Below are 25,426 nucleotides of genomic sequence, written 5' to 3'. Positions count from 1 at the left end.
CTCCCGCCTCCGCAGCGAGCCGCAGGTGCCCTGCGCCTCCTTTGGAGTTGGGCCTAGCGCGGCGCGGACCCAGAGGGTCCGCGCCGCGCGGGTCGCTTCGGGCAAAGCCCGAAGCGAAATCATACCCGTCGGGCGTCGCATAAAACTATTTCGAGACAGAGGGCGTGGGAAATGAGGTCAGAAATGCGCCTCAGGCCACTGCGCTGGATGACGACCGCTTGGATTGGATGGCAGGCTCCAGCACATCTGACAGCCATGAAGCGAGAGCGGCGGCCGTAGTCTCAATGCAGGGCCCCAACCGCTGTCCTCGTGGCTGGCGTAGTCATCTCCTGTGGCCCCTGTAATCTCAGGCCCAGAAAGTGTCTTTGGCAAGCCGGTCAATTCCTCCGCCATCCGTGCAAGCGACAGGCGCGCAACACCGACACTTTCGCTTCGCGCCGCCGTTGCCACTCCGGAGAGAACTGCCGCCGCCATCATATAGCCGGTGGCGTGATCCAGGGCCTGAACCGGCAAGGGGGTTGGCTTTTCAGCCTGTGCCCATCGCCACCCGGCCTCGGCAATCCCGGAACTCATCTGCACAAGGCTGTCAAACCCGCGCCGTTTGGCCCAAGGACCGGTCCAGCCATAGGCGTTGAGCGTCACCTCAACGCGGTTGGGGGCGATGGCATCGCGCGTGGCCAGATCCAGCCCCAGCGCGTCCAATGCCCCCGGACGATATCCATGGACCAATACATCCGCCTCCGACATCAGCTCCCTGAGGCGGTCACGGCCTGATTTTGTTCGCAGGTTCAGCGAGGCCATCCGTTTGCCCAGCGAGATTTCCTGCAACACGCCCGGCTCGTCCCAATCCGGCGGGTCGATCCTGAGCACATCGGCGCCGAACCCGGCCAGCGTGCGGGTGCTGACCGGACCGGCCAACACGCGCGTCAGATCGAGCACCCGCATCCCCTGAAGGGGGCGGGACAGACATGCCTTCGGGCGATCCCGCAGCACAACCCGGCGAGGTTTGATCCAGTCGATCAGTGGCTCTTGCGCCACTGCCGCCCCTTGCGGATGGTCGAGCCAATCTGAGCGGCTGCGCATGGCGGCTGCAACGCCACCCGCGCCGACCACCGCAGTTTCCAAAGCGTCGCCCTGCCAATTCAGTACCGCTGCCGCCACCGCGTCACGCGCCTCAGCGCAGCCCAGCACAGAGAGCGCCGCAGCGCGGTGATGTGGCAGATTGGTGTGCAACCGTATCCAGCCATCCGCGCAAGGATAGTCACCCGCAATCGGGTCCCAGAGCGATGGCATCTCCCAGCCTTCGGGGCGGAAAGAATAGCCAAACCATAAGGACGCCAGACGCTGATCTACGGTGATCTCGGGCGCATGCGGGGCCAGCCCGAGCGCCTCTATGAGATCCGCCATTGCCAGTCCCACAGCAGCAACCGAGGCATTGGCGAGCTCCGACACCGCGTAAAGGCTGGGGCGATGGCCTTCGCCGGTCACGCGATAGGTGCCAGTCGCGGGCAGGGTGGTTACGAGGCTCATTGCTGATAGGGATCCAGACTGTCGCGCAGCCCATCGCCGAGGAAATTGAACGCAAGCACCACGACGATGATGGGCAGCATCGGGATCGCAGTCCAAGGGTAGATCTCGATATTGGCGAGGTTTTGGGCGTCATTGAGCATTACACCCCAACTGACCGCAGGTGCGCGCAGACCAAGGCCGAGGAACGAGAGCGCGGTTTCGCCCAAGATCATCGCCGGGATCGACAATGTGGCCGAGGCGATGAGGTGGCTCATGAAGTTGGGCAACAGGTGTTTTCTGATGACGCGGCCAGAGGAGGCTCCCATCATTTCAGCCGCGCGGACGTATTCCTCCTCGCGCAAGCTCAGGAATTTGGCCCTGACGGAACGCGCAAGCCCCGGCCAATCAAGAATGCCGAGGATGATTGAGATGATGAAAAACACCGCCACCGGCGACCAGGTCGAGGGCACCGCCGCCGAGAGCGCCAGCCACAAAGGCAGCTCTGGCAGGCTGCGCAGGATCTCAATGGCGCGGTTGATGACCCAGTCAATCTTACCGCCGAAATAGCCCGCGACAGAGCCAAAAAAGATCCCCAGCACAAAGGATACCGTGATCCCGATCAGGCCCACAGTCAGCGACAGCTGCGCGCCAAACAGGATACGGCTGAAAATATCGCGCCCCAAACGATCCGACCCCCAGAGGAACAGCGTCGCGCCCTCGGGGGCGCAGAACAGGCGGGTGTCGGCTTCGATCACCCCCGCCAGCCGATAGGGTTCTCCCTCGCAGAAAAACCGGATCTTTTGTGGGTTGTCGTAGTCGGGCTTCACCACCCACTGAAAGGTCGCAAGATCGGCTTCAGACGTCAGCGGATAGATAAAGGGACCCATAAACTCGCCCTCATGGAACAGATTTACCGATTGCGGCGGCGAATAAAGATGTTCGGCGTCGCGTTCATTTGGCCCGTAGGGGGCGATGAAGCCGACAAAGGGCAGCATCACATAGCAAAACAGCAGGAAGATGCCGGAGATCAGGCCCAGACGATGGGTCTTGAACTTGCGCCAGATCAGCACCCAATTGGGAGCGTCCAGATCCTTGCGATCCAACTCGCGGATCGAGGCCTGCGGATCATAGGGCGCATCATCGACATAGCGCCCATCGGGGGACTTCTGGCTCATGTCTCACGCCCCTCATAGCGGATGCGCGGATCCAGCAGGACCAGCAGTACGTCGGAGATCATGGTGCCGATGAGGGTCAAGAGCGCCACGAACATCAAAACGAACCCCGAAAGGAACATGTCCTGCGATTTAAGCGCCTGCAGCAAGACCGGGCCGATGGTTTGCAGCCCCAGCACCACGGAGACCAGCACCGAGCCTGAGACCATGGAGGGGAGCAGGTTGCCAATGTCGGCCACAAAGGGATTGAACGCCACCCGCAGCGGATATTTCGCAAGCATCCTTGAGGGGCGCATGCCCTTGGCCACGGCGGTTTCCACATAGGGTTTGCCCAGCTCATCCAGCATGTTTGCCCGCAACCGCTGCATCATGGCAGAGGCCCCGGAGGTGCCGATCACAAAGGTCGGTACGATCAGGTGGATCAGGATGGATTTGACCTTCTCCCAAGTCATTGGCTCGCCTTCAAATTCGGGTGCCATCAGGCCCCCGATGGGCAGGTTCAGATATTGATGCCCGTAATAAAACAGGATCAGCGCGAGCAGGAAATTCGGTGTGGCGAGGCCCAGATAGCCAATAAAAGCAGCGGTGTAGTCGATCATGGTGCGTGACTTGGCGGCGGCCAGAACGCCCAAGGGCAGCGCGACCATATAAACAAACAGAACGGCTGCGAGGTTCACCAGCACCGTGAGCCAGAGGCTTTCCCCAACGATTTCCGACACCGGGCGATCAAATTCAAACGACCAGCCGAAATTGCCCTGCAGCATGCCGGAAAACCCGTGTGGCCCGGGCCAAAACCCCATCCAGATCAGATATTGCTCTGTCAGCGATCGGTCGAGTGCATATTCCTTGCGAAGGAATTCGGCCTTGGCGACGCCCGCTTCCTGACCGGTGGCGCGCAGCTCTGCGATCTGATTGGAGAGAAAATCCCCCGGTGGCAGGTTGATGATCCAGAAGATCAACACCGACACCAGAAGCAGTGTCAGCAGCATGGTGCCAAAGCGATAGACCGCGTAGCGCAGAATTTCCATCAGCCTTCGCCGTCCTCAAAGTAGAATTCATCCATGCGGTGCACGCCGAAATGTGCGCCGGGCTCCCAGGCCCAGATGGCTGTTTTGGGTACGTTGCGCAGACGGTTGGAGATCACCACCGGCTGTGGAGCCCCGGCCACCAGACCGATGGCAAAAACGTTGTCGGCGTGGATTTGCAGCATCTCGTGCCATGCTTCGGCGCGCTTGTCGGCGTCGGGGGCGTTATTCCAATTGTCCAACAGCTCCATCAGGCGTTGTGCTGCTGGTATATCTGGTGCCTCGCCCACCGCGCCGCTGGTCTGATAAAACTGCCCCCATTTGGGCCATGACAGAAAGACTTGATCTGTTGGCGCAAGATAGGCGGGGGAAGTGTAGCTTTGCGGCAGGCCATTGTCCCAGCCGTACCAGACCGATGCCATGGTGGTTCCAGAGAACACGCGATTGCGCAGAATGTCCCGATCAAGCGGCCGCATCACCAGTTTTACCCCCACATCGCGCCAGTCATCGGTGATGATCTGCAATGCGTTTTCAACCTCTTGCCGCTCTCCTGCGGTTTCGACCACCAGCTCCATGGGGCGGCCATCGGGCAGGCGGCGGATGCCGTAGCCATCGCGTTCGGTAAAGCCTGCCTCATCCAACAGTGTATTGGCCAGATCCGGATCATACTGCGCCCATGCATCACGCAAAGCTTGATCAAAGAAGGGGCTTTGCTCCAGCACGGTCATCGCGCCGGGTTTGGCGAGCTTAAAATAAAGCGATTTGTTGATTGCAGCGCGGTTGATCGCAACCGAAAGGGCGCGGCGCACACGCACGTCACGCAGGGTTTCGCGCCAGACATCATCAGCGGAATTGAGATTGGGGTAAATCGCGATCTGCGATGCGGTGCCCGACGACCAAAGCTCCGTGCGATAGTTGCCGTTTGCCTCGCCCTTGCGCAGGATCGGGATGTCGCGGAAATCAAGCCCACGCGCCTGTAGATCGGCCTCACCCGCGTTCGATTTCGCCGCGACCAGCCCGCCCGAGACGATCTCCATTTCGACCGTGTCGATGTAAGGGAGCTGCACGCCGTTCTCATCTATGCGGTGGTAATAGGGATTGCGCACGAACTGATGGCGGATCTTCTTGCCGGCGGTGGCATTGATCCATGGTTGCAACGTCGGCAAGTCGGGGTTGTCGAATTTATCCATGTTGTCGCGCTTATTATGCAGCGCGGCCCAGCTTTTGACGCGGGCATAGTCGATTTCATCCTGCAAGGCGTCCGGGTCGGCAAAATCCTTGTGGAATTGTTTCAGATAGGCAGAAGGGCGGTAGATGAAGGGCGGCACCGCCTGCGCCAGCACCTGAAGAAAGCTCGGATTGGGCTTGCTCCACTCAAACACCACTGTGGTTGCGTCTGGGAATGTGACCTCTGGCAGCTCTCCCTCGACGCGGACAAAATCCGGGGGGCCGGTGGGGTTTAGCTCTTCGTTATTGGCGATGTGTTTCCACCAATATTCAAAATCGGCAGAGGTGAACGGGTCGCCAGAGGACCATTTGTGCCCTTCGCGCAGGTTCAGAGTGAACTTGCGATCGCCCTCGTTTTCATAGCTCTGAAGGATGTCGGGCACCAGATCATATGTCTCGTTATAGCCCACAAGCCGGGCGTAGCCGTAAACCACCATCTGGCGGATGTCCTTGGAGCGCGTGACCATCGTGTTGAGCGTGCCGCCCTGAAGGCCGGGAGCGCGTCCCTTGGCGGCGACATTCACCACCAACGGCTCTGCGGGGATGCGATCTGCGGCGGGGGGCAGATCGCCAGCGCTGACCTCTTGGCTCCAAAAGGCGCTTTCCTGCACCGACGGCTGTGCGAGGGCCGCAAGCGGCAACAAAGCCAAGGCCAGCGCAGAGGGGAGGGAAAGCAGAAGGCGGGGGTTAGACATGACAGCGTACCTTATGTCCGGGGTCCAGTGGCACCAATGGCGGGGCATCCTGTCCCGCAAAGCGGAAGGCCTCCGGCCAGCTTTCGGGCGCGCCTGCGCCCTGTGCCACAAGTTTGAGATTGATAGGCCGATCCACATCCGGGACCGGTTGAGCGGCGATCAACGCCTTTGTGTAGGGGTGTTTGGGATCATGAAACAGCACTTCGGGCGGGCCTAGTTCGACAATCAGGCCCCGTCGCATCACCGCGACCTCATCCGCGATACGCGCCACCACCGCAAGGTCGTGGCTGATAAACAGATATGAGAGCTGGCGGGCGTCGCGGATCTCTTCGAGGAGGGTCAGGATCTGCTCCTGCACCGAAACATCCAGCGCCGAGGTCGGCTCGTCACAGACCAAAAGCGCCGGGTCGAGCATCAGCGCGCGGGCAATCGACAGGCGCTGGCGCTGGCCGCCGGAAAACGCGTGTGGATAGCGGCTGAGCATATCCACCGGAAGACCCACCAGACGCAGCATCTCGGCGGCACGGGATTTGTGCTCGGCCCGGTTGCCGATGCGGTGAATTTCGAGCGGTTCGGCCAGAGTATCCAAGATGCGCTGGCGCGGACTGAGCGAAGAGTAGGGGTCTTGGAACACCATCTGTGCCTGACGCTGGAACGCGCGCCGGGCGTCGCGGTCCATAGCGTGTACCTGAAGCGGCGCTGCCCCCGTGGTTGGGCGAAACAGCACCTCGCCCCCGGCGTCCACGGTTTCCGCCCCCAAAGCGATGCGGGCTGCGGTGGTCTTGCCAGAGCCGCTTTCGCCAACGATGGCCAGCGTTTTGCCACGCGGCAGGCTGAGATCGACATCCTCGCAAGCCCGGACCAACGCGGGTTTGGACCAGTTTTTGCCAGAGCGCATGGTGAAGGTTTTGGTGACGTTGCGCAGCTCTAGGATCAGGTCCTCCTGCGGGTCACGAAGCGGGCAGATCGCCTCCGGGATCTTGGGGGCGGCGTTGAACAGATCTTTGGTGTAGGGGTGCGCGGGTGCGCGCAGGATCGGCTCTGCAGGGCCTGCCTCCATGACCCGACCCTTGTGCATCACCACCACCTGCTCGGCCATATTGGCCACCACGCCAAGGTCATGGGTGACAAGGATCATCGCCATGCCGGTTTCCTGCTGGAGATCCTTCATCAACCCAAGAACCTGCGCCTGTGTGGTCACATCCAGCGCGGTTGTGGGTTCATCGGCGATCAGCAGATCAGGTTTGGCCACCATGGCCATAGCGATCATCGCGCGTTGGCGCATCCCGCCCGAGAGTTCAAACGGATAAGACCGCCATGTCCGTTCCGGGTCGGCAAAGCCCACACGTTCGAAACACTCCAGCACCTCGCGTTTGGCGTCTGCTTCTGAAGTATTTCTATGCAGGTGGATGACCTCGACCACCTGATTGCCAATGCGATGTAGCGGCGAAAGCGAGCGCATCGGTTCCTGAAAAATCATGGCGATGCGGTTGCCGCGCACGTCGCTGCGCATCTGACGCTCGCTGATCCGGGCAAGGTCGATGTCGCCTTCCTGCCCACTCAGGATCATACGTCCCGAGTGCAACCGCGCAGCCCGCGGCAGAATGCGCAGCACGGCGCGGCAGCTGATGGTCTTGCCAGAGCCGCTTTCGCCGACAAGTGCCAGCGTTTCGCCGGGGTTCACGGCAAAATTCACGTTCTGCACCACGGGTGCATCGCGTCCGAACCCAATGCTGAGATCTTCGACTGACAGGAGGGGGCGCATGTCAGACGCCCCAGCCGCGTAGCCGCCGCGCAGGTTTGGAAATGAGAGTTCTCCCTGATTTTTGGCCCTTACCTTCGCGCGTGCAGGCCCTTGTAGTCAAATGCCATTTACCCCGAGTGCCGTGGAGTTTCGGGATTTGTGCCCCTTTGGACAGCGTCCAGTCGTTGGAGCCCGGCTCTTGGGGCGCTCTTAGAGAGATGATGCAACACCAACGCGACAATTGCGGCTGCGGTTCCAGCTCGGGGCAGAAATCTGATGCCACACGGCCGAGCCGCACTCAAACGTGGTGATCCGGTGCCCCCTGCCCGGGGTGGCTTGCACTGATATGCAGGGCGGGGCACTGTGACGGAGCCTAAATCCTGAACTGAGACCTTGATGCCCCCCAAACCCCTGCTCCATCGCGATGACCCCGAAGCCGCGCCTTTGATCGGCAATATCAAAGTCACCCGTGAGGATTGGCTCAATATCGGGCTGGATGTCCTGATCCGCGACGGGGAAGAGCGGGTGAAGGTGCTGGCCTTGGCGGAGGCGATGGGGGTCTCGCGCTCGTCGTTTTATTGGTATTTCAAGTCACGTCAGGATTTGCTGGACGCCCTGCTGACCCGCTGGGAAGAGACCAATACCGCAGGCCTGATCCGTCAGGCAGAGGCTCCGGCAGAGCGGGTGACTGGCGCGGTTTTGAATGTGTTTCGCTGCATCGCAAACCCGGATCTGTTCAACACCGCGCTTGATTTTGCGGTGCGGGATTGGGCGCGCCGGTCCGATGCGGTGCTGGCGCGCATGCGGGCGGGAGATCTGGCCCGTGTGACGGCGTTGACGTCAATGTTTGGGCGCTACGGCTGTGGCGAGCGCGAGGCTCTGACGCGGGCAAAAGTGCTTTATTATATGCAGCTTGGCTATGATATGGCGGAACCGGAAGAGAGCCATGACTACCGGCTGGCGATGACACCGGAATATCTGAAGGTTTTTACCGGTCAGGCACCAACAGAAGCCGAGCTGCAGGAGTTTGCGGAGTATAGCCGCGCTTTCTGGCGCGACCTGTCGCAGTAGTGATGTCAGCCAGACGGGCGCGCTGACGCGCGACAGGCTTGAGCCCTGCCCCCAAGAGGGAGCAGGGCCGATGCCTCCGGCGGAGGTATTTATCAAAAGATGAAGGAGGTCAGTGCTTGCGAAGCATTTCGACCTTGGCTTTGACCTTTATGGCGGCATCTTCGCGCACCGGGCCATAGCCACGGATCTCCATCGGAGCTTTCAGGATCTGTTCGAGCGTTTCAGTTGAAACCAGCGTGGGGTAGGCGATGATGTCATCGATCATGTTCTGGAACCACTCCCTGAGTTCGCGGTGCATCCGGGCCTCGGCGTGGTAGGCGAAGGGGTTGAGTGGGGACTGACGGAAGGTCTTGCCTTTGGCCAGCAAGGACAGCACCGGTGTCATCCAAGCCCCAAGCGCGCGTTTGACAGGGCGGCCCCGGGCATCGGTTTTGAAGTTCAAGAACGGCGGGGCCATGTGGTATTTGACGGTGAAGTCGCCGTCGAATTCGCGGTCGAGTTCGGCGCGGAAGCTGTCTGCGCTCATCAGGCGTGCCACTTCGAACTCGTCCTTATAGGCCATGAGTTTAAAGAGGCTGCGGGCTGCGGTGGCCGTGAGCGCGTCGGCTTGATCTGCGGGCAGTGCTGTGTGCAGGCGCTTCAGGCGATCCGTGTAGGACTTGGCATAGGCCGCGTTTTGGTAGGAGGTCAGGAACGCGGCGCGGCGGTCGATGAGCTGCTCCAGCGTTTCGTCCTCTGGCGTGTCCTTGCTGTAGTGGGATTTCAGGCGGTCCGGTGCGGCGGCCATGGCGCGGCCAATGGCGAAGGCGAGCTGGTTTTTCTCGATCGCGACGCCATTCAACACAATGGCCTGTTGCAATGCGGTGAGGCTGACGGGCACCAGACCTTGTTGCCATGAGAACCCCAGCATGATGACATTGGCCAGCACCGCATCGCCCAGAAGTGTTTCGGCAATTGTGTTTGCATTGAGGGCGGTGATGTTCTCGGTGCCGACCACCGAGGCCACTGCGCGGGCGCGGGCGGGGATGTCGAGTGTGGCGTCGCGGCGCAGCACGATGTCGCCGGTGGGCATTTCGGCAAGGTTCAGCGCCACCCGGCTGCCTTCGCGGTAGTGCGCAGAGGCTTTGGGCGCGGAGGAGACCACTGCGTCACAGGCGATTACCGCGTCGGCCGCGCTCAGATCGGTGCGCACCTGATGGACCTCATCCGGGGATTTGGCGAGGCGGATGTAGCTGAGGACGGTGCCGAATTTCTGCGCAAAGCCTGTGAAATCAAGCACCGATGCGCCTTTGCCCTCCAGATGTGCGGCCATGGTGATGAGCGCGCCAACCGTGACCACACCGGTGCCGCCAACGCCGGTGACCAAGAGGTCAAAGGGTTTGCCCAGCGCAGGCAGCTTGGGTGCGGGCAGATCGGCGGTGAGCTGTTGGGCGTCCAGATCGCGCAGTTCCTTCTTGCGCCGGGTTGCGCCCTTAACCGTCACGAAGCTGGGGCAGAAGCCATTGAGGCAGGAGAAATCCTTGTTGCAACTGGAGAGGTTGATTTTGCGCTTGCGCCCAAACGGGGTCTCCTTGGGTTCGACGCTCAGGCAGTTGCTCTCGACGGAGCAATCGCCGCAGCCCTCGCAGACCAGATCGTTGATATAGGCAAAGCGCTTGGGGTCTTCCATCTTGCCGCGTTTGCGGCGGCGACGTTTCTCGGTGGCGCAGGTTTGCTCGTAGATTAGGAGGGTGACGCCCTTGATCTCGCGCAGCTCGCGCTGGACCAGATCGAGGTCGGCGCGATCATGAAAAGACGTGCCCGCCGGGAAGTCGCTGCGGGTGAATTTCCCGATATCATCAGAGATCAGCGCGATGCGCTCCACGCCTTCGGCGCGCCCGGCCTGCGCGATGCCGGCGACCGAGACCGGGCCGTCCACGGGCTGACCGCCGGTCATGGCCACCGCATCATTATAGAGCACCTTGAAGGTGATATTGGCCCCCGCTGCCACCGCCTGACGGATGGCGAGCGAGCCGGAGTGATACCATGTGCCTTCGCCAAGGTTCTGGAACACATGTTTGCCGCCGTTGTACTTGGACGCGACCAGATGCGGCACGCCTTCGCCGCCCATCTGCGCATAGCCTGCGGTGTCGCGCCCCATCCATGAGGCCATGACGTGACAGCCGATCCCGGAGTTGGCGGTGGAGCCTTCGGGTACTTTGGTGGAGGTGTTATGCGGGCAGCCGGAACAGAAGTAGGGTGTGCGGGTGGCACCGGGGATGTTCAAAAGGTTGGGCGGCTGCTCGGTCAGAGCGCGCGCCTTGTCGCGCAGGTTCAGTTCCGGGAAGAAACGGTCAAGACGTTCGGCCACCACCGGCACCAGCATCAGAGGGCTCAACTCGCCCACCCATGGGATCAGCGGCTCGCCTGCGGCGTGGTATTTTCCGACCATTTTCTTGGGCTTGTCGCCGGGCCAGTCGTAGAAATACTCCTTGAACTGACTTTCGATGATGCCGCGTTTTTCCTCAATGACCAGCACTTCTTCCTTGCCGTTCACAAAGCGCAGCGCCTCGGCACGGGCCAGCGGCCAGACCATGCCGACCTTGTAGATATCGATGCCCAGGCGGCGGCAGGCGTCCTCGTCCAGATCCAGCAGGCGCAGCGCCTCCATCAGGTCGAGATGCCCCTTGCCAGTGGTGACGATGCCGAAGCGGGCCTCTGGCAGATCGTAGATGCGGCGGTCGATCGGGTTGGCCTCGGCAAAGGCGCGCACGGCCTGAAGTTTGGCGCGAATGCGGGTTTCGATCTCGGGGCTGGGCAGGTCGGAAGACCGGATGTGCAGCCCGCCGGGGTAGTCGGGCAGATCGGGCAGGGTGAAGGCGCGGTCCTTGGGCAGTTCGACCGAGCGGCCGCTTTCCACCGTTTCCGAGACGGCCTTGAACCCCACCCATGTGCCGGAATAGCGCGACAGCGCGATGCCGTATTCGCCAAAGGACAGGTATTCACCCACATCGGCGGGGTTTAGCACCGGCATGAACCACGACATGAAGGCCACATCGGACTGATGCGGCATGGAGGAGGAGACACAGCCGTGGTCATCGCCCGCCACCACCAGAACGCCACCTTTAGGCGAAGAGCCATAAGCGTTGCCGTGTTTCAGCGCATCGCCGGAGCGGTCCACGCCGGGGCCTTTGCCGTACCACATGGAAAACACGCCCTCGACCGCGCAGTCGGGATCAAGAATGGCCTGTTGCGCGCCCAGAACGGCCGTTGCGCCGAGGTCCTCATTGACGGCGGGCATGAAGGTGATGCCAGCTTCGCTCATCCGGTTGCGGGCGCGCCAGAATTCGAGATCGACACCGCCAAGGGGGGAGCCGCGATAGCCGGAGACAAAGCCCGCCGTGTTCAGCCCGGCGGCGCGGTCGCGGCGGGATTGGTCCAACATGATCCGGGCGAGGGCTTGTGTTCCGGTCAGAAACACGCGGCCTTCGGTGCGGGCGTAGCGGTCCTCCAGCTGGTAAGTCTGAAACGCGTGGGACAGCTCGGTCATGGTGGCTCCTTGGTGGCTATCGATCAAAGGGATGGCTGGTCGTGCAATCATACTCCTGAAGAGGCGAAAAAACTTGCCAGATTTCACGGGATTTTGCACAAGTGGGGATAAATTATTCGCAAATCGTTGATTTTCCGAGAGGGTGTTGTGACACTGAAGCTGGATGAACGTGATCGCCGTATCCTTACCTTGCTGCAAGAAGATTGCCGCATGTCCAATGCGGATCTGGCAGAGGCCGTCGGCATGTCGCCCTCGGCGTTCTGGCGGCGCGTGCGCGCATTAGAAGACGCAGGTGTCATTGCGCGTTACGGTGCTGTGGTGGTGCCCAAGGCGATGGGCCTGAGTTTTGAGGCCTTGGTCCAAGTGAATTTGACCCGCCATGCCCCAGAACATCTGACGGAATTTATCCGTGCGGTGGAAAGCAATCCACATGTGGTGGAATGCTATGCAACCACAGGTCAGGCGGATTATCACCTGCGGGTTTTGGCCCCGGATCTGGAGGCCTATAATCAGTTTCTGGAACGATTTTTGTTTCGGCTGGCAGGTGTTGCAAGCGCACAAACGCATGTCATTTTGAAAACCATTAAACGAGACACACCGGTGGTGCCTTAACGCGGGGCAGTCTCACACTCGTGCGTTAGATTTCCGCTTGCTCGAACAGGATGTTCACTATATGTTCTGATTCAGGTGGTGAGTGAGAGAGGCCGCATTTGGATGAGCAAAGTGGCTGTGCTGCTGACGCAGGGGTTTGCGGATTGGGAATACGGGGTTCTGTGTGGTCTCGGACAGGCCTATTTTGGGCTGGACATACGTTATGTGACGCCCACGCCGGGGGATGTGGTCTCGATGGGAGGACTTGTGGCGCGCGTATCCGATGGTTTCGAGTTGCTCGATACCTGGGAACCCGATGCGCTGGTGGTCGTGGGAGGCACCCTCTGGGAGCAGCCCGAAGCGCCTGATATCTCTGGCGTATTGGAGGGGATGCATGCGCGTGGTGCCGTAGTTGCGGGCATCTGCGGCGGCACATTGGCGCTGGCGCGGGCAGGGTTGCTGAACAGTGTACGCCATACGTCAAACGATGTCGGGTTTCTTGGCACACATGCGGAGGGTTACGCCGGGGCTGCGCAATATGTGGATCAGCCCACAGCCTTGTCTGACGGGGGTGTGATCACAGCACCGGGGACGGCACCGGTGAGCTTTGCTGCCGAGATCATGGCGGCACTCAACGCGCCCCTGGAGACTGTGCACCAGCTGAAGTCAATGCTGGGCGCGGAGCACAAATCGGGGCAGAAGGCCGCGTCTTGATGCAATCGCCGCGCGCATGCGCGGCGCCGGGCCCAACGGGGGAGGGAGCATCTATATGCTTCCGAGACGGGCGGGAGCCTCCCCGTCCACCGTGTGTTCCATCAGAAGCTTACCGCAGCCCAGGCGGCGGTCATCCCCACATAGGTCAGATGGTGCAACAGCTGATCCGTGCCCATAGCGCGCCAAAACGCCCCTTGGGTCGGATCGAGCTTGTGGCATTCAGTGTGATGCGCCTTCCAGAAGTCGATATTGAAATGAATGAACCATTCCACCGCGCAAATCACCGCAATAAACCACGGCGGGCTGCCGACGATGAACAATACCACCACCGAGGCCAAGGCATGTACGCCCGCATGTTGCGCCCGGCCCGGATGAAAATACTGGCACCGTCCTGACAACATTTTTTTGGTCTGCAGGTAGAAGTCGGCAAACATATGTTTGACTTCAAACAGGCAGATCAACAGCAGGACTATACCGATATGTTCAGGCAAGGCAGGCTTCCTCTGGCAGTGGCATCAAACGGCGGAGCATATATCCGACGGACCTTACGGTGTTTTCTCCGTATCGCAAATATCGCATCCAACTGTCTGTGACATAGCTCACAGACGTGTATCAGCCATCCCTCTAGACATGTGACCGGTGCTGCCTGCGTCATTGCCTGTAAGGGACAAACCGCGCTAACCATGTCAAAACACGTAAATTCCACTGGTCTGGTGACGCAGACCTTCGCCCTGACGCAAGATCTGCGGAGCCGCCCCATAGAACGCTCGCTATTCCATTTCATCTGGAAATATTCCAAGCGCGATCAGCTGATTCTGCTGGTTGTTACCGCCTGTCTGTTTCCGCTGCTCTACCTGACGTTGGAGCTGCCCAAACGCATTATCAACGACGCCATCGGCGCGCAAAGCTCGACCATCGAAGTCTGGGGACAGCAGTTTGATCAACTGACCTATCTCTGGATTCTATGTGGCGCGTTCCTGTTGGCGGTGCTTGCGCATGGGCTGACAAAAATGCGCATCAACACCATGAAAGGTGTGCTGGCAGAGCGAATGCTGCGCCGGTTCCGCTACAGTTTGATTGCGCGGGTTTTGCGATTCCCTCAGCCCTATTTCGAGCGCACCAGTCAGGGGGAACTGGTCTCGATGATCACCTCTGAGTCCGAGCCGATGGGCGGCTTGATGGGGGACGCCGTGAGTCAGCCGGTACTGCAGGCCGGGCAGATGCTGACCATCCTCTACTTTCTTTTTGCGCAGAATTTCTGGTTTGGCCTTGCTGCGGTTGCATTGATCCCTCTGCAGGGCTGGCTGATCCCGCTCTTGCAGCGTCGCATCAATCTGCTCAACAAAAAACGCATCCAACAGGTGCGCGCGCTGGCTTCAGAGATTGGCGAAAGCGCGGTCGGTGCCTCCACTTTACGGGTGAATGGCGGCTGGCGCTACCGGATGGCGCGGGTGACGGAGCGTCTGGGGCGGCTCTATGAGATCCGTTTTGAGATCTATCAGAAGAAATTCTTCATGAAGTTCCTCAACAACTTCATCACCCAGCTGACACCATTTTTCTTTTATGCGGTCGGCGGTTATCTGGTGCTGCAGGGGAAAGTGTCTTTGGGGGCGTTGGTGGCCGCGCTTGCGGCCTATAAAGATCTCGCGTCACCTTGGAAGGAATTGCTGACCTATTACAACCAGACGCAGGATATGTCGCTGCGCTGGGAGGTGATCCTTGAGCGATTTGCGCCGCCGGATATGGTGGACGAACGCCTGATGCAGGGGGAACCAGAAGAGCTTCCCCATCTGGGCGGTGACATCGTTCTGGATGGTGTCAGCGTGCGCGATGCCGACGGCAATCTGGTGCTCGAAGAGCTGTCAGCCACCTTCCCGAAAGGCGAGTTGATTGGCATTGCCGCCCCGTCGGAGGAGGACCGCCGCGCGCTTGCCGAGGTGCTGACGCGCGAGGTCCTGCCTGCCTCGGGTACGGTGACATTGGCCGGGCATGACATCCGCGAATTGCACCAGATGGTGCTGGCCACCCGTATCGGCCATGCCACATCGCGCCCTGCATTGTTTCAGGGATCGTTTGGTGAAAATGTGCTTATGCCGCTGCGGGTACGTCCGTTGGAAGACCCAAGCGACCCGCGTGCGCTACGCGATGCGATCCGCGCAGGAAACAGCCCCGACCCCTTTGATGTCAATTGGGTCGATCCCAAGATCGCAGGGTTTGAAAAGACAGAAGAACTGCGCGACTGGTGGTTGCGGATCGTCGAAGGGATTGGCTCAGACACGGCGCTGTTGCGTCGTGGTATGGATCAGGTTTTTGACAAACATGATCACCCCAAGCTGGCAGATGCTTTGATTCAGCTTCGCCCGCGTGTGCAGCAGGCCTTGATGGATGCGGGACTGGATGCATTTGCGCATTTCAACAACCGTGCCCACTATAACCCGGCGTTGCCGGTGGTGGAAAACCTGCTCTATGCCACGCGCTCGGTGCCGATTACATTTGAACTGCTGCGTGAGCAGACCGAGTTTTTGCAGACGTTGCGACGGATCGGGCTCGACACGGATTTGGTCGGGTTGGCGCAGGACGTGCTGGAGATGCTGCGGCAGATCTTTGGCATGGATGGCACGGTTCATCCGCTGTTCCGCAAACTCGGGCTTGAGGCCAGCGATTATGAGGCGGCGCTGCAACTGCTGCAAAAGGTGAAATCCAGAGGCACAGAAGCGCTGGAACCAGAAGAACTGGCACAGATGATGATTGTGCCGTTTTCTATCTCAGCCGAAGCATTGGGGCCGGCGTTCAGCTCTGAGATTGAGGACCGCATTCTGACGCTGCGCGAAAGCCACGGTCGCGAGCTTCTTGAAACGCTAAATGACCTATTTGTGCCGCTCCACAAGGGTCATTTCGCTCCCGGCTTTACGGTGTTGGAAAACGCGATATTTGGCAAAATCTCGGATAATGCCGGGGCGCGGGCCGAGGATCTGCGCAAGGCTGTCGCTGAGGTCATTGATGCGGCTGGCGTACGCGAAATGGTGGTGGAACTGATCTTTGATCTGCCCGTTTCAGTTGGCGGGCAGGGGCTTGGGCAGAGCTTTGCGGAACCCTTGGCCTTTTGCCGGGCCTCAATCAAACGGCCCGACATTCTGATCCTTGATGGCGCATTGGCCAGTTTTGACCGCAGTACCCGGCGCGCGATGCAGGACAATCTGCGCGAGTTGTTGCCTCAAACAACATTGATTTTCCTCGAACCAGCCTTTCGCGAGCCGGATCGGTTTGACCACTATTTCGAGATGCGTCAGGGCCGCCTCAAGGATGAGCGCGCAGAGGATCGCGGCGCAGGAGATGAGGACAGCGCCTCCGCTGCCGATCTGTCGCGCAAACTGCGGGCACTTGAGTCGACTGAGCTTTTTTCCGGTCTCAACCGACGTCAGCTGCGTCTTCTTGCGTTCGGGGCGCGCTGGTATGAAGCCGCACCTGGCACGGCGGTGTTTCATAAGGACGATGCGGCAACGGATGGTGCCTATATGATCATCGAAGGCGAGGCGGGGTTATATCTGCCGGCTGAGAGTGAAGGCGCGGAAGGTCAGTTGATCGCCAAAGTCGGTCCCGGTCGTTTGGTGGGCGAGTTGGGCCTGATCCGCAAAGAGCCCCGCGCCTTATCGATGATCGCTGAAAGTGATCTGACCTGTTTGCGTATCGGTGAGGAAGAATTCCTTGCTGTGGTCGAGAATGACGCAAATACCGCCTTCAAATTGCTGCAGGTTGTGGCGGGCTATCTGTCCAGCTAGGGCAGATGAGTGCTGCGCAACTTGCCGTAGGCGATGGGTAAGACACAGCTAGTTCAAGGGAGAGAGATCGCATGAAACTGTTTCGATACCGCACGGCTGAGGGTGTGCGTCCGGGCCTGATCGACGCGCAGGGCGTTGCGCGGGATTTGTCTGACCACGTGTCGGATCTTGGGCCGGAAACGCTGGGAGCGTCGGTTCTGGCTGACATCCGGGCACTCGATCAGAGCGCCTTGCCAGAGATTTCCGGAGAGATCGATTATGCGCCTTGTGTGGGACAGATCGGCAAATTTCTCTGCATCGGACTCAACTATTCCGATCATGCCGAAGAGGTGGGGGCGACGCCTCCCGAACACCCCATTCTTTTCATGAAAGCAAATTCAGCCATCGTTGGGGCCAATGATGATGTTCGCATTCCGCGCGGATCGAAAGCCACCGATTGGGAAGTCGAACTGGGAGTCGTAATTGGTGCTGCAGCCAAATACGTGACGGTTGAAAGCGCGCTAGAACATGTGGCGGGCTACTGCATCGTCAATGACGTCTCTGAACGTGATTTTCAGATGCAACTTACCGGTCAGTGGACCAAAGGCAAAAGCTGCGACACCTTTGGGCCGATTGGCCCGTGGCTGGTGACCGCAGATGAAGTTGCCGATCCGCAAAACCTCGCACTGTCATGTGACGTGAACGGGACGCGCATGCAGACTGGCAATACTGACAAGATGATTTTCTCTGTTGCCGAGATCATCAGCCATCTGAGCCAGTTGATGACGCTGCATCCGGGCGATGTGATTGCAACCGGGACCCCGCCCGGTGTGGGTATGGGGCAAAAACCAACACCCGTATTCCTACGCGACGGAGATGTAATGGAGTTGAAAATTCAAGGACTTGGTCAGCAGCGCCAAGTCTTGCGTGCTGACGGCTAAGTCCATGTCTCGAAAGAGGCCTCGCCTAAGTGGGGCCTCAGCGACAGTATATGTCGTGCAGGGTTTCCAGAACCCGAGTGGCCGGTCCATCCGCGAGGGAGTAATAGACAGTCTTTCCTTCACGCCGCGCGACCACCAGCCGATCTTCGCGCAGGCGCGACAACAATTGGCTGACCGCCGCTTGGCGTTTGCCCAGAAGGTCCTCTAGTGCGCCGACCGAAAGTTCCTTTTCGCCCGCCAGATAACACAGGATCATCAGCCGCCCTTCATGGGCGAGCGCTTTGAGTAGCGCGGCCGCGTCAGAGGCGTTCTCCACCATGGAGTTTGCGGGCAGGTCCAATGTCTCAGTCATCATACTCGGGTCTTCTTTCGAGGGCCGAAGAGACGGCCTTGGGCAAAAATGAGAATTTTAGCGCAAAAACTGACGCTAATTAGAGTAAAGCCATGGATGACGGTGCCGTCGCAAGAGTTTTGGTAAAGATTTATTCTTTTTAGCGGACCTTTGCTCATTGCGCGGCTCAGTCACCTCGCTGGATATAGGGAGCCGCGCCATCAGGTTTCAACCTTTGATTGGGGGCGCGCCGCCCACAAACGCGTTACCCTCGGCATAATTGCAGGGGGATTCTTGCATGTTGAGGTGCAGATCACTGCCCTCAAACGGATGTGCACGGGCGAGGTCTTCATCGACATCTATGCCTAATCCCGGTGCGTCAGGCGGCGTGACAAAGCCGTTTTCAACACGAATGGAGCTTTTGATCAGGGCATCGTGAAACGGGGTCTCGATTGTCTCGGCCATCAGGATATTCGGGATCGAGGCGGCGAGATGAATATTGGCGGCCCACTCCACCGGACCGGCATAAAGATGCGGTGCCATTTGCGCGCTAAAGACTTCGGCTATGGCTGCGGTCTTCTTCATCTCCCAGATCCCACCGGCGCGCCCGAGGGCGGGTTGCAGGATTTCCGCGGCACCCGCACGCAGGACGGCTGCGAATTCCGCCTTTGTGCAGAGCCGTTCGCCGGTTGCGACGGGGATGCGCACGCCGCGTGCGACGCGCGCCATGTCATCGATGGCATCGGGAGGGGTGGGTTCTTCGAACCAGAGCGGGCTAAATGGCTCCAGTGCTTGTCCGAGGCGGATCGCTCCGGCGGTGTTGAATTGACCGTGGGTGCCAAACAAAAGATCCGCTTTGTCGCCAACCGCGTCCCGGATCGCTTTGCAGAAGGCGACCGACTGGGTGATATCCGACATCGCAGGCATATGCCCGCCCCGGATCGTATAGGGTCCTGCAGGGTCGAATTTTACCGCAGTATAGCCGCGCGCAACCGCATCCAGAGCCGACTCAGCCGCCATTTCCGGTGAGGTCCAGAAGGCGCTGATGTCGTGGTGGGGCAATGGGTATAGATATGTATAGGCCCGAATGCGGTCGTTCATCCGACCGCCAAGCAGTGCGTGAACGGGGCGATTGCGATCTTTTCCCAGAATGTCCCAGCAGGCGATTTCCAGACCCGAGAAGGCACCAATTACGGTGGGATCGGGGCGTTGGGTGAACCCAGATGAGTAGGCACGGCGAAACATCAATTCGATGTCTTCGGGATTTTCGCCCTGCATATGGCGTGCAAAGACATCCTCAGTGACTGCACGCATGGCGATTGGCCCGACGGTGGAGGCGTAGCATTCCCCCCAACCTGTGATCCCAGTGTCTGTGGTGAGTTTTACAAGGATCCAGTAACGCCCACCCCAGCCCGGTGCGGGCGGGGCGGTGATGATGATGTCGAGGTCCTGGAGTTTCATGTCTCTCGGTCCTTTGTTGTTTGGCCAATCGGGTGGAGGTGGGAGCGCGCGCCGGGGCCGTCGAGGCCCCGGCGCGCGCGGATCCGGGCCATTCGGCTCGGATCCCGGCTGCTGGTTGCTATGTCACGTCGCCAGATGTCGGACGGTGCGGTCAGGGAGGCGACAAGACGCCTGCTGTTGATGGCGATTGAACAGAATTCTAACGGTTTAACAGGATGACATTGCGGCGGGCTGATCCGGATCTGGTGTCCGCGATCGCCTCGTTGATCTGCGAGAGAGACCACCTGCCGGAGATCAATTCGTCAAGTTTCAAACGCCCTTGCTGATAGAGATCAATGATCCATGGCACATCGCGCTGGATCACCACGTCTCCCATTTTTGACCCTTTGAGGCCCTGACCAAGTGCCGCCATCACCACCGGTTCGTACTGTGCAGTTTCGCCGGAGTGCGGCATGCCGATCATCACCGCACGGCCGCCCGGGCCCAAATAGCGTGGGGCCTGATCATAGGCCGCAACAGCGCCGACGGTAATCAGCACCACCTCCGCTCCTTTGCCGCCAAGCGCTGCGGCGGCGCTGCGCCATGGTTTCGGCGCGTTGGCGAGGACACCGTGGGTCGCTCCAAACTCTTTGGCGATTTCCAGTTTCTCCGCACTCATGTCGACCGCTACAATGCGGCGCGCACCTGCGATCCGTGCGCCTTGGATGGCGTTGAGGCCAACGCCGCCTGCGCCGATCACCACCACGTCTTCGCCTGCGCGCAAGTTTGCCGCGTTAACGGCCCCACCAATGCCTGTGATGACGCCGCAGGAAATCAGCGCGGCCACATCCTTGGGCATATCTGAGGGGATCGCGACGATTTGGCGGCTGGAGACCACCACCTTTTCCGCAAACGCACCGCAGGCCATGGCCTGAAACACCGGTTCTCCGGCGACAGTGAAGAGGGGGCCTGTCAACCCATCATAAGGCGTGGTGCAATTGACAGGTTTACCAGAGGCACATGAGGGGCAATGACCGCAGGCGCGGATCAATGTGACAATCACATCATCCCCGACAGAGACACCTTCGACGCCTGACCCCAATGCGCTGATGCGGCCTGCGGCCTCATGTCCGTAGACGGCGGGCAGTGGCCCGCCCCAAGCGCCATCCGCAAATGAAATATCGCTGTGGCAGATCGCGACCGCGTCAAGGGTGACTTCGACTTCTCTGGGGCCGGGGGGCGCAATAGTGATCTCCTCAATCCGTAATGCGCTGTCAAAGCTGTGGCATACGGCGGCTTTGATGGTCTGCATATAGGCTCTCCCCGCTTGTTGCCTCTAGCGTGACGGGCGGTCAGGCGGATCGCAATGCGAAAAACGGCGTCTGGGTGTCGTATTCATGTAAGGGAAGGACCATAGGAGGACGGCATGTTCGGCAAACCTGTGTTGCGACAGATGGAATTGGCGGACGAAGGGCCGGGGTCATCCTCTACTTGCCTCATTCATCCGGTAGATGGTGGGGCGGCGCCTAGCCTTGAGTGAACAGTTGATACCCGGGGTGCGCAACCGCGCAGAGGCTGGTGATTGGGGCCGCATCTATCCATGTCGTGCGTTCCATCACAAACAAGGCTTCCCCCTCCTGAGCTTGCAGCATGTCGCGATCACCTGCCGTGGCGGTGCGCGCATATAGACGCAAGTCGCATTTGCTGTAGGGGCGATTGCGCACCAGCCATTCGTTTGCGTTTTCATGGGTGAGGTCGACGGAGGTGATTTCGGGGACGGTTTCCAACGAAATCCAGCGGTCTTCAAAGATGTAGGGGCGATTGTCGGCGAGATGCAGGGCCTCGACACGCAGCATCGCACGGGGCTCTGAAAACCCGAAATTGGCCATGATCGCAGGGGGAGTGTCTTGGACCGATTGGCGGATCAAGCGGTGGCGATAGCGATAGCCGCGTTGTTCGACCTCGAGTCGGGTGATGGGGATGTCCAAAGTGGCGCGTGTGACCGGATCACGGCGTACGGTGGTTCCGCCTTTGCGTCTGCGTTCCACGATGCCGTTTTGGGCCAGATCACGCATCGCCCTGTGCACCGTGGAGCGGGCGCAACCAAAGCGCAGGGCCAGTTCTTCGTCGCGCGGCAGCTTATCTCCCGGACCATAGGTTGCGTTCAGAATCAGGCCTCGAATGCTGTCCCGGATCTCCATCCATGAATGCCGTCGCCGCTCTGACATCTGTTGCTCCTAAAACCTGAACTCAAAAAACTGCCTCATATTCATGCGAATGAGGGGGCATGTCGAAACACGTAGCCAAACGTCGCGACGATGATTGACAAGAATATGTACCTACATATTAATGTAAAGCACCTACAAAATAAACTGAGTCTGCGCTGCTGGCGACCGCCCAATCGCAGATCTACCGACAGAGGACTGGACATATGCAAAGACGTGCGTTTCTGAAAACCGGCGCGATTGGCGCGGCGGCCACTGCGCTGGCAAGCCCTGCAATTGCTCAGGGCAAGATGCAATGGAAGCTGGTCACAGCCTGGCCAAAAAACTTGCCCGGCCCCGGTGTGGCGGCGCAGATGCTCGCAGATCGGATCACCACGCTTTCGGGTGGCCGGATCGAGGTTAAACTGTTCGCGGCGGGTGAACTGGTTCCGGGTCGGGGCGTTTTTGACGCGGTTTCTGAGGGCACCGCAGAACTCTACCACGCGGTTCCTGCGTATTGGGGCTCCAAGTCCAAAGGTATTCTGTTGTTTGGCTCGCAGCCCTTTGGTTTGCGCGCAGATGAGCAGTTTGGCTGGCTCTATCACGGTGGTGGTCAGGCGCTTTATGACGAGATGTATGGCCGGTTTGGCATTAAGCCCTTCCTGTGCGGCAACTCTGGTCCGCAATGGGGTGGCTGGTTCAAGAACGAAGTCAATTCCGCTGAAGATCTGAAGGGTCTGAAGTTCCGCACAACTGGTCTCGCCTCTGAGATGGCTTCAAAGCTGGGTATGGCGGCAGAGGCCACCAGCGGCCCTGCGATGTTCCAAGGCCTGCAGACTGGTGCATTGGACGCGGGTGAGTTTATCGGCCCATGGACCGATAGTGCGCTTGGTTATTATCAGGTCGCCAAGAATTACTACTGGCCCGGCGTCGGTGAGCCGTCCTCGGCTGAGGAATGCGGTGTCAACGCCACTGTCTTTGCGGAACTGCCGGAAGATCTACAGCAGGTTGTCTCCTTGGCATGCGAGAGCCTCTACAACCCGGTTTGGACCGAATACACCACCAAACATGCATTGGCGCTGAAGAAGATGGTGGAAGAAGACGGCGTGCAGGTGAAAATGTTCCCCGAGGACGTGATCGCCGCAATGGGTACTGCCGCTGCCGAGGTCATCTCTGAACTGCGCGAAGACGAAGACGAGCTGGTGCGCCGCATCACCGAGAGCTTTATCGCGTATCGTGACAGCGTCGGTGGATACATGACCTATGCTGACAACGGTCAGATGAACGCCCGTGCTTCGGTGATGGGCTACTGATCGCAAAAGAAACGGACCTGCCGGCGCTCCCTGATGGTGAGCGCCGGTTTTTTCTTGGGGAGAGGTGCAGGATGCTACGGGTTGCAGATGCTTTGGACGGCATCAATCGCGGGCTTGCGCATGTGATACGCTGGCTGGCGCTTTTGATGGTACTGGCGCAATTCGCCATCGTGGTGGGGCGGTACGTCTTTGGCGTAAACTCCATCGCCGCACAGGAAAGCGTGCTCTATATGCATTCTACCCTCTTTATGCTTGCTGCGGGCTATACGCTGCTGGTCGACAAACACGTACGGGTGGATGTGTTTTACGCAGGTCTTAGCCCACGCGGACAGCGCCGGATCGACATATTCGGTCATGTGTTCCTGCTGCTGCCGTCGATGACGGCGCTGCTTTATTGGTCGTGGCCATCTGTGCGCAACTCTTGGTCGATCCTTGAGGGGCCAATCGCCGTTGGCGGAATCGAAGCCGTGTTTTTGCTCAAATCACTGATCCCCGCTTTTTGCGTGCTCATTATGCTGCAATCCGTCGCTCTGCTGATCCGCCTGCTTTGTGAAAGGCCCGCCCAATGATTGCTTACCTCGACCTGATCATGTTTGCGGCGTTGATGGCTGTAATCCTCATGGGGTTTCCGGTTGCCTTCTCCATCGCCGGAATTGCGATCCTGTTTGCTTACCTCGGCTGGATTCTGGGGGTCATGGATATCTCGCTCCTTGGTGCGTTTGGTCAGCGGGTTTTTGGTCTCCTCAGCAATGAGGTGCTAATCGCCATTCCGCTGTTTGTGCTGATGGGCGCGATCTTGGAAAAGAGCCGGATCGCCGAAGAGCTACTAGATACAATGGGGCGTTTGTTCGGCCAGATCAAAGGTGGGCTTGGGATCTCTGTGGTGCTGGTGGGGGCGCTTTTGGCGGCCTCGACAGGAATTGTAGGTGCGACCGTTGTCGCCATGGGGATGATTGCGCTCCCGGCCATGCTGCGTGCGGGATATGATCCAAGGGTGGCTTCGGGGATTGTCTGCACTGCGGGGACCTTGGGGCAGATCATTCCGCCATCAACCTTGCTGATTATCCTCGCGGATGTAATGTCCAACGCCTATCAGCAGGCCCAGTATGAGCAGGGCAAATTTGCCGTTGAGGCGCTGTCGGTGGGACAGTTTTTTGCGGCGGCCTTGCTTCCGGGGCTGCTGCTGGTTGTGCTCTATCTGCTTTATATTCTGGTCAGAGGCGTCTTGCGGCCGCAGGACATGCCATCCGCACCGGCTGATGTCGCCCGTCCGAGCCGCGCGCAAGTTTTGCAGGCCGTGGTGCCGCCGATCTTGTTGATCTTTGCGGTGCTGGGCGCAATTCTCGGCGGTGTTGCGACCCCGACCGAGGCTGCGTCTGTCGGCGCCATCGGAGCCTTGCTGATGGCGGGCCTGCGCTGTGGTGGGTCTGCGCGCGTGATCCTTCTGGGGGCAGGGGCGCTTATTGCGTTGGGCGTTTTGTCGGGTCTTCATCCTGTGCGTTTGCAACGCAGTGACCTGAGCAGCAGCGATTTTGCAATTGGGCTGTTTTACGCATTCCTCGCGATAGCGGGGGCTGCTGCAATCCTGTTGTCGTTGCGCAGCGGCATGAAGAAACGCATCCTGCACGAAGCTGTCACCTCCACGGCGACCATGACTGCGATGATTTTTGCCACCATGCTTGCCGCTAGCATGTTCTCACTGGTCTTTATCGGGTTGGGCGGCGAAGAGCGCGTTGCTCATATCCTTGGGAATATGCCCGGTGGCCCGATGGGGGCGCTGGTGTTCTCGATGCTGTTCATCTTTGTGCTGGGGTTCTTTTTGGACTTTGTCGAGATCTCGGTCATTGTGCTGCCGCTGGTGACGCCGACGCTGATCCTGATGGGGCATGACCCGGTTTGGCTTGGGATATTGATCGCGATCAACCTGCAGACCTCATTCCTGACGCCGCCATTTGGGTTCTCGCTGTTCTATTTGCGGGGGGCTGCGCCCAAAGAGGTTACAACCCGTCATATCTATCAAGGTGTTGCTCCTTTTATCGGCTTGCAGGTGCTGGGGGTCTTGTTGGTCTGGCTTGTGCCTGAGATCGCAACGTGGCTGCCCTCGGCGATCTTTTGACCCTATGAAAGACCAAATGTCCTGAGGCAACTGGCATATTCAGACC

Annotated in this window: 19 protein-coding genes; 8 read left to right on the top strand and 11 right to left on the bottom strand. The window is 59.5% G+C overall.

Annotation, left to right across the window (positions count from 1 at the left end):
* Positions 1 to 177 precede the first annotated feature (177 nt).
* The 5 genes from UB90_RS00175 to UB90_RS00155 are packed head-to-tail and all read right to left on the bottom strand — an operon-like array spanning position 178 to position 7,393.
* Positions 178 to 1,530 carry a CoA transferase gene (locus tag UB90_RS00175; RefSeq protein ID WP_065324535.1) on the bottom strand — a complete coding sequence of 451 codons (1,353 nt, stop codon included), beginning with the start codon at positions 1,528 to 1,530 and terminating at the stop codon, positions 178 to 180.
* The gene (locus UB90_RS00170) at positions 1,527 to 2,684 is read right to left on the bottom strand and encodes an ABC transporter permease (protein ID WP_065324534.1); all 1,158 of its coding nucleotides are present in this window, start codon (positions 2,682 to 2,684) and stop codon (positions 1,527 to 1,529) included. The genes UB90_RS00175 and UB90_RS00170 overlap by 4 nt, the downstream gene beginning before the upstream one ends.
* Positions 2,681 to 3,709 (bottom strand): ABC transporter permease, encoded by a 1,029-nt coding sequence (locus UB90_RS00165; RefSeq protein WP_065324533.1) that lies wholly within the window; start codon positions 3,707 to 3,709, stop codon positions 2,681 to 2,683. The genes UB90_RS00170 and UB90_RS00165 overlap by 4 nt, the downstream gene beginning before the upstream one ends.
* Positions 3,709 to 5,628 (bottom strand): ABC transporter substrate-binding protein, encoded by a 1,920-nt coding sequence (locus UB90_RS00160; protein ID WP_065324532.1) that lies wholly within the window; start codon positions 5,626 to 5,628, stop codon positions 3,709 to 3,711. Before UB90_RS00160 ends, UB90_RS00165 begins: the two co-directional genes overlap by 1 nt.
* Complete coding sequence (locus UB90_RS00155) at positions 5,621 to 7,393, bottom strand: ABC transporter ATP-binding protein (RefSeq protein ID WP_065324531.1); 1,773 nt, start codon at positions 7,391 to 7,393, stop codon at positions 5,621 to 5,623. The genes UB90_RS00160 and UB90_RS00155 overlap by 8 nt, the downstream gene beginning before the upstream one ends.
* 375 nt (positions 7,394 to 7,768) lie before the next feature.
* Here UB90_RS00155 and UB90_RS00150 point away from each other — a divergent pair, with 375 nt between their 5' ends.
* Entirely contained in the window at positions 7,769 to 8,443 is a 675-nt protein-coding gene (locus tag UB90_RS00150) for a TetR/AcrR family transcriptional regulator (protein WP_005640578.1), read from the top strand.
* A gap of 109 nt (positions 8,444 to 8,552) precedes the next feature.
* On the opposite strand, the gene UB90_RS00145 is transcribed toward UB90_RS00150, so the two are convergent.
* Positions 8,553 to 11,972, bottom strand: a complete 3,420-nt coding sequence (locus tag UB90_RS00145) for an indolepyruvate ferredoxin oxidoreductase family protein (protein ID WP_065324530.1) — start codon at positions 11,970 to 11,972, stop codon at positions 8,553 to 8,555.
* A 153-nt stretch (positions 11,973 to 12,125) separates the two neighbouring features.
* Here UB90_RS00145 and UB90_RS00140 point away from each other — a divergent pair, with 153 nt between their 5' ends.
* Both UB90_RS00140 and UB90_RS00135 read left to right on the top strand, forming a co-directional pair.
* Entirely contained in the window at positions 12,126 to 12,584 is a 459-nt protein-coding gene (locus tag UB90_RS00140; RefSeq protein WP_065324704.1) for an Lrp/AsnC family transcriptional regulator, read from the top strand.
* Between the two features lie 102 nt (positions 12,585 to 12,686).
* The gene (locus tag UB90_RS00135) at positions 12,687 to 13,277 is read left to right on the top strand and encodes a type 1 glutamine amidotransferase family protein (RefSeq protein WP_065324529.1); all 591 of its coding nucleotides are present in this window, start codon (positions 12,687 to 12,689) and stop codon (positions 13,275 to 13,277) included.
* A 101-nt stretch (positions 13,278 to 13,378) separates the two neighbouring features.
* Here the strand turns inward: UB90_RS00135 and UB90_RS00130 are convergent, their stop codons facing one another.
* Positions 13,379 to 13,768, bottom strand: a complete 390-nt coding sequence (locus UB90_RS00130; RefSeq protein ID WP_005614184.1) for a DUF3307 domain-containing protein — start codon at positions 13,766 to 13,768, stop codon at positions 13,379 to 13,381.
* 192 nt (positions 13,769 to 13,960) lie between these two features.
* Here UB90_RS00130 and UB90_RS00125 point away from each other — a divergent pair, with 192 nt between their 5' ends.
* Together UB90_RS00125 and UB90_RS00120 are read left to right on the top strand one after the other, a co-directional pair.
* Positions 13,961 to 17,056: an ABC transporter transmembrane domain-containing protein gene (locus UB90_RS00125; RefSeq protein WP_227512037.1), complete on the top strand. Its 3,096-nt coding sequence runs from the start codon at positions 13,961 to 13,963 to the stop codon at positions 17,054 to 17,056.
* Between the two features lie 71 nt (positions 17,057 to 17,127).
* Positions 17,128 to 17,976, top strand: coding sequence for a fumarylacetoacetate hydrolase family protein (locus UB90_RS00120; RefSeq protein WP_065324528.1), 849 nt, complete (start codon positions 17,128 to 17,130; stop codon positions 17,974 to 17,976).
* Positions 17,977 to 18,013: 37 nt separating this feature from the next.
* On the opposite strand, the gene UB90_RS00115 is transcribed toward UB90_RS00120, so the two are convergent.
* The 4 genes from UB90_RS00115 to UB90_RS00100 form a co-directional block, all read right to left on the bottom strand.
* Positions 18,014 to 18,331, bottom strand: coding sequence for an ArsR/SmtB family transcription factor (locus UB90_RS00115; RefSeq protein WP_005614180.1), 318 nt, complete (start codon positions 18,329 to 18,331; stop codon positions 18,014 to 18,016).
* A gap of 204 nt (positions 18,332 to 18,535) precedes the next feature.
* The gene (locus UB90_RS00110) at positions 18,536 to 19,768 is read right to left on the bottom strand and encodes a mandelate racemase/muconate lactonizing enzyme family protein (RefSeq protein ID WP_065324527.1); all 1,233 of its coding nucleotides are present in this window, start codon (positions 19,766 to 19,768) and stop codon (positions 18,536 to 18,538) included.
* A 199-nt stretch (positions 19,769 to 19,967) separates the two neighbouring features.
* A complete protein-coding gene (locus UB90_RS00105) occupies positions 19,968 to 21,059 on the bottom strand; it encodes a zinc-binding dehydrogenase (RefSeq protein WP_065324526.1) in 1,092 nt (363 codons plus the stop codon).
* 214 nt (positions 21,060 to 21,273) lie between these two features.
* Positions 21,274 to 21,975: a GntR family transcriptional regulator gene (locus UB90_RS00100; protein WP_009176048.1), complete on the bottom strand. Its 702-nt coding sequence runs from the start codon at positions 21,973 to 21,975 to the stop codon at positions 21,274 to 21,276.
* A gap of 203 nt (positions 21,976 to 22,178) precedes the next feature.
* Here UB90_RS00100 and UB90_RS00095 point away from each other — a divergent pair, with 203 nt between their 5' ends.
* From UB90_RS00095 to UB90_RS00085, 3 genes are all read left to right on the top strand, one after another.
* Positions 22,179 to 23,264, top strand: a complete 1,086-nt coding sequence (locus tag UB90_RS00095) for a TRAP transporter substrate-binding protein (RefSeq protein WP_009175773.1) — start codon at positions 22,179 to 22,181, stop codon at positions 23,262 to 23,264.
* A gap of 71 nt (positions 23,265 to 23,335) precedes the next feature.
* Positions 23,336 to 23,833: a TRAP transporter small permease subunit gene (locus tag UB90_RS00090; protein ID WP_009176135.1), complete on the top strand. Its 498-nt coding sequence runs from the start codon at positions 23,336 to 23,338 to the stop codon at positions 23,831 to 23,833.
* A complete protein-coding gene (locus tag UB90_RS00085) occupies positions 23,830 to 25,380 on the top strand; it encodes a TRAP transporter large permease (RefSeq protein WP_204161351.1) in 1,551 nt (516 codons plus the stop codon). Before UB90_RS00090 ends, UB90_RS00085 begins: the two co-directional genes overlap by 4 nt.
* Positions 25,381 to 25,426 lie beyond the last annotated feature (46 nt).

The organism is Tritonibacter mobilis (assembly GCF_001681715.1).
In the GTDB taxonomy this organism is placed as follows: Bacteria; Pseudomonadota; Alphaproteobacteria; order Rhodobacterales; family Rhodobacteraceae; genus Epibacterium; species Epibacterium mobile.
Note: the sequence above shows the minus strand (reverse complement) of the source record. Positions and strands in the feature narration are given on the sequence as shown.

Bases quoted from the DNA above. Each gene is read 5' to 3' on its own strand.
- UB90_RS00150 (WP_005640578.1), top strand. From the start codon at position 7,769: ATGCCCCCCAAACCCCTGCTCCATCGCGATGACCCCGAAGCCGCGCCT.
- UB90_RS00110 (WP_065324527.1), bottom strand. From the start codon at position 19,768: ATGAAACTCCAGGACCTCGACATCATCATCACCGCCCCGCCCGCACCG.
- UB90_RS00145 (WP_065324530.1), bottom strand. From the start codon at position 11,972: ATGACCGAGCTGTCCCACGCGTTTCAGACTTACCAGCTGGAGGACCGC.
- UB90_RS00125 (WP_227512037.1), top strand. From the start codon at position 13,961: ATGTCAAAACACGTAAATTCCACTGGTCTGGTGACGCAGACCTTCGCC.
- UB90_RS00115 (WP_005614180.1), bottom strand. From the start codon at position 18,331: ATGATGACTGAGACATTGGACCTGCCCGCAAACTCCATGGTGGAGAAC.
- UB90_RS00100 (WP_009176048.1), bottom strand. From the start codon at position 21,975: ATGTCAGAGCGGCGACGGCATTCATGGATGGAGATCCGGGACAGCATT.
- UB90_RS00155 (WP_065324531.1), bottom strand. From the start codon at position 7,393: ATGCGCCCCCTCCTGTCAGTCGAAGATCTCAGCATTGGGTTCGGACGC.
- UB90_RS00085 (WP_204161351.1), top strand. From the start codon at position 23,830: ATGATTGCTTACCTCGACCTGATCATGTTTGCGGCGTTGATGGCTGTA.
- UB90_RS00165 (WP_065324533.1), bottom strand. From the start codon at position 3,709: ATGGAAATTCTGCGCTACGCGGTCTATCGCTTTGGCACCATGCTGCTG.
- UB90_RS00105 (WP_065324526.1), bottom strand. From the start codon at position 21,059: ATGCAGACCATCAAAGCCGCCGTATGCCACAGCTTTGACAGCGCATTA.
- UB90_RS00095 (WP_009175773.1), top strand. From the start codon at position 22,179: ATGCAAAGACGTGCGTTTCTGAAAACCGGCGCGATTGGCGCGGCGGCC.
- UB90_RS00160 (WP_065324532.1), bottom strand. From the start codon at position 5,628: ATGTCTAACCCCCGCCTTCTGCTTTCCCTCCCCTCTGCGCTGGCCTTG.
- UB90_RS00135 (WP_065324529.1), top strand. From the start codon at position 12,687: ATGAGCAAAGTGGCTGTGCTGCTGACGCAGGGGTTTGCGGATTGGGAA.
- UB90_RS00170 (WP_065324534.1), bottom strand. From the start codon at position 2,684: ATGAGCCAGAAGTCCCCCGATGGGCGCTATGTCGATGATGCGCCCTAT.
- UB90_RS00090 (WP_009176135.1), top strand. From the start codon at position 23,336: ATGCTACGGGTTGCAGATGCTTTGGACGGCATCAATCGCGGGCTTGCG.
- UB90_RS00175 (WP_065324535.1), bottom strand. From the start codon at position 1,530: ATGAGCCTCGTAACCACCCTGCCCGCGACTGGCACCTATCGCGTGACC.
- UB90_RS00120 (WP_065324528.1), top strand. From the start codon at position 17,128: ATGAAACTGTTTCGATACCGCACGGCTGAGGGTGTGCGTCCGGGCCTG.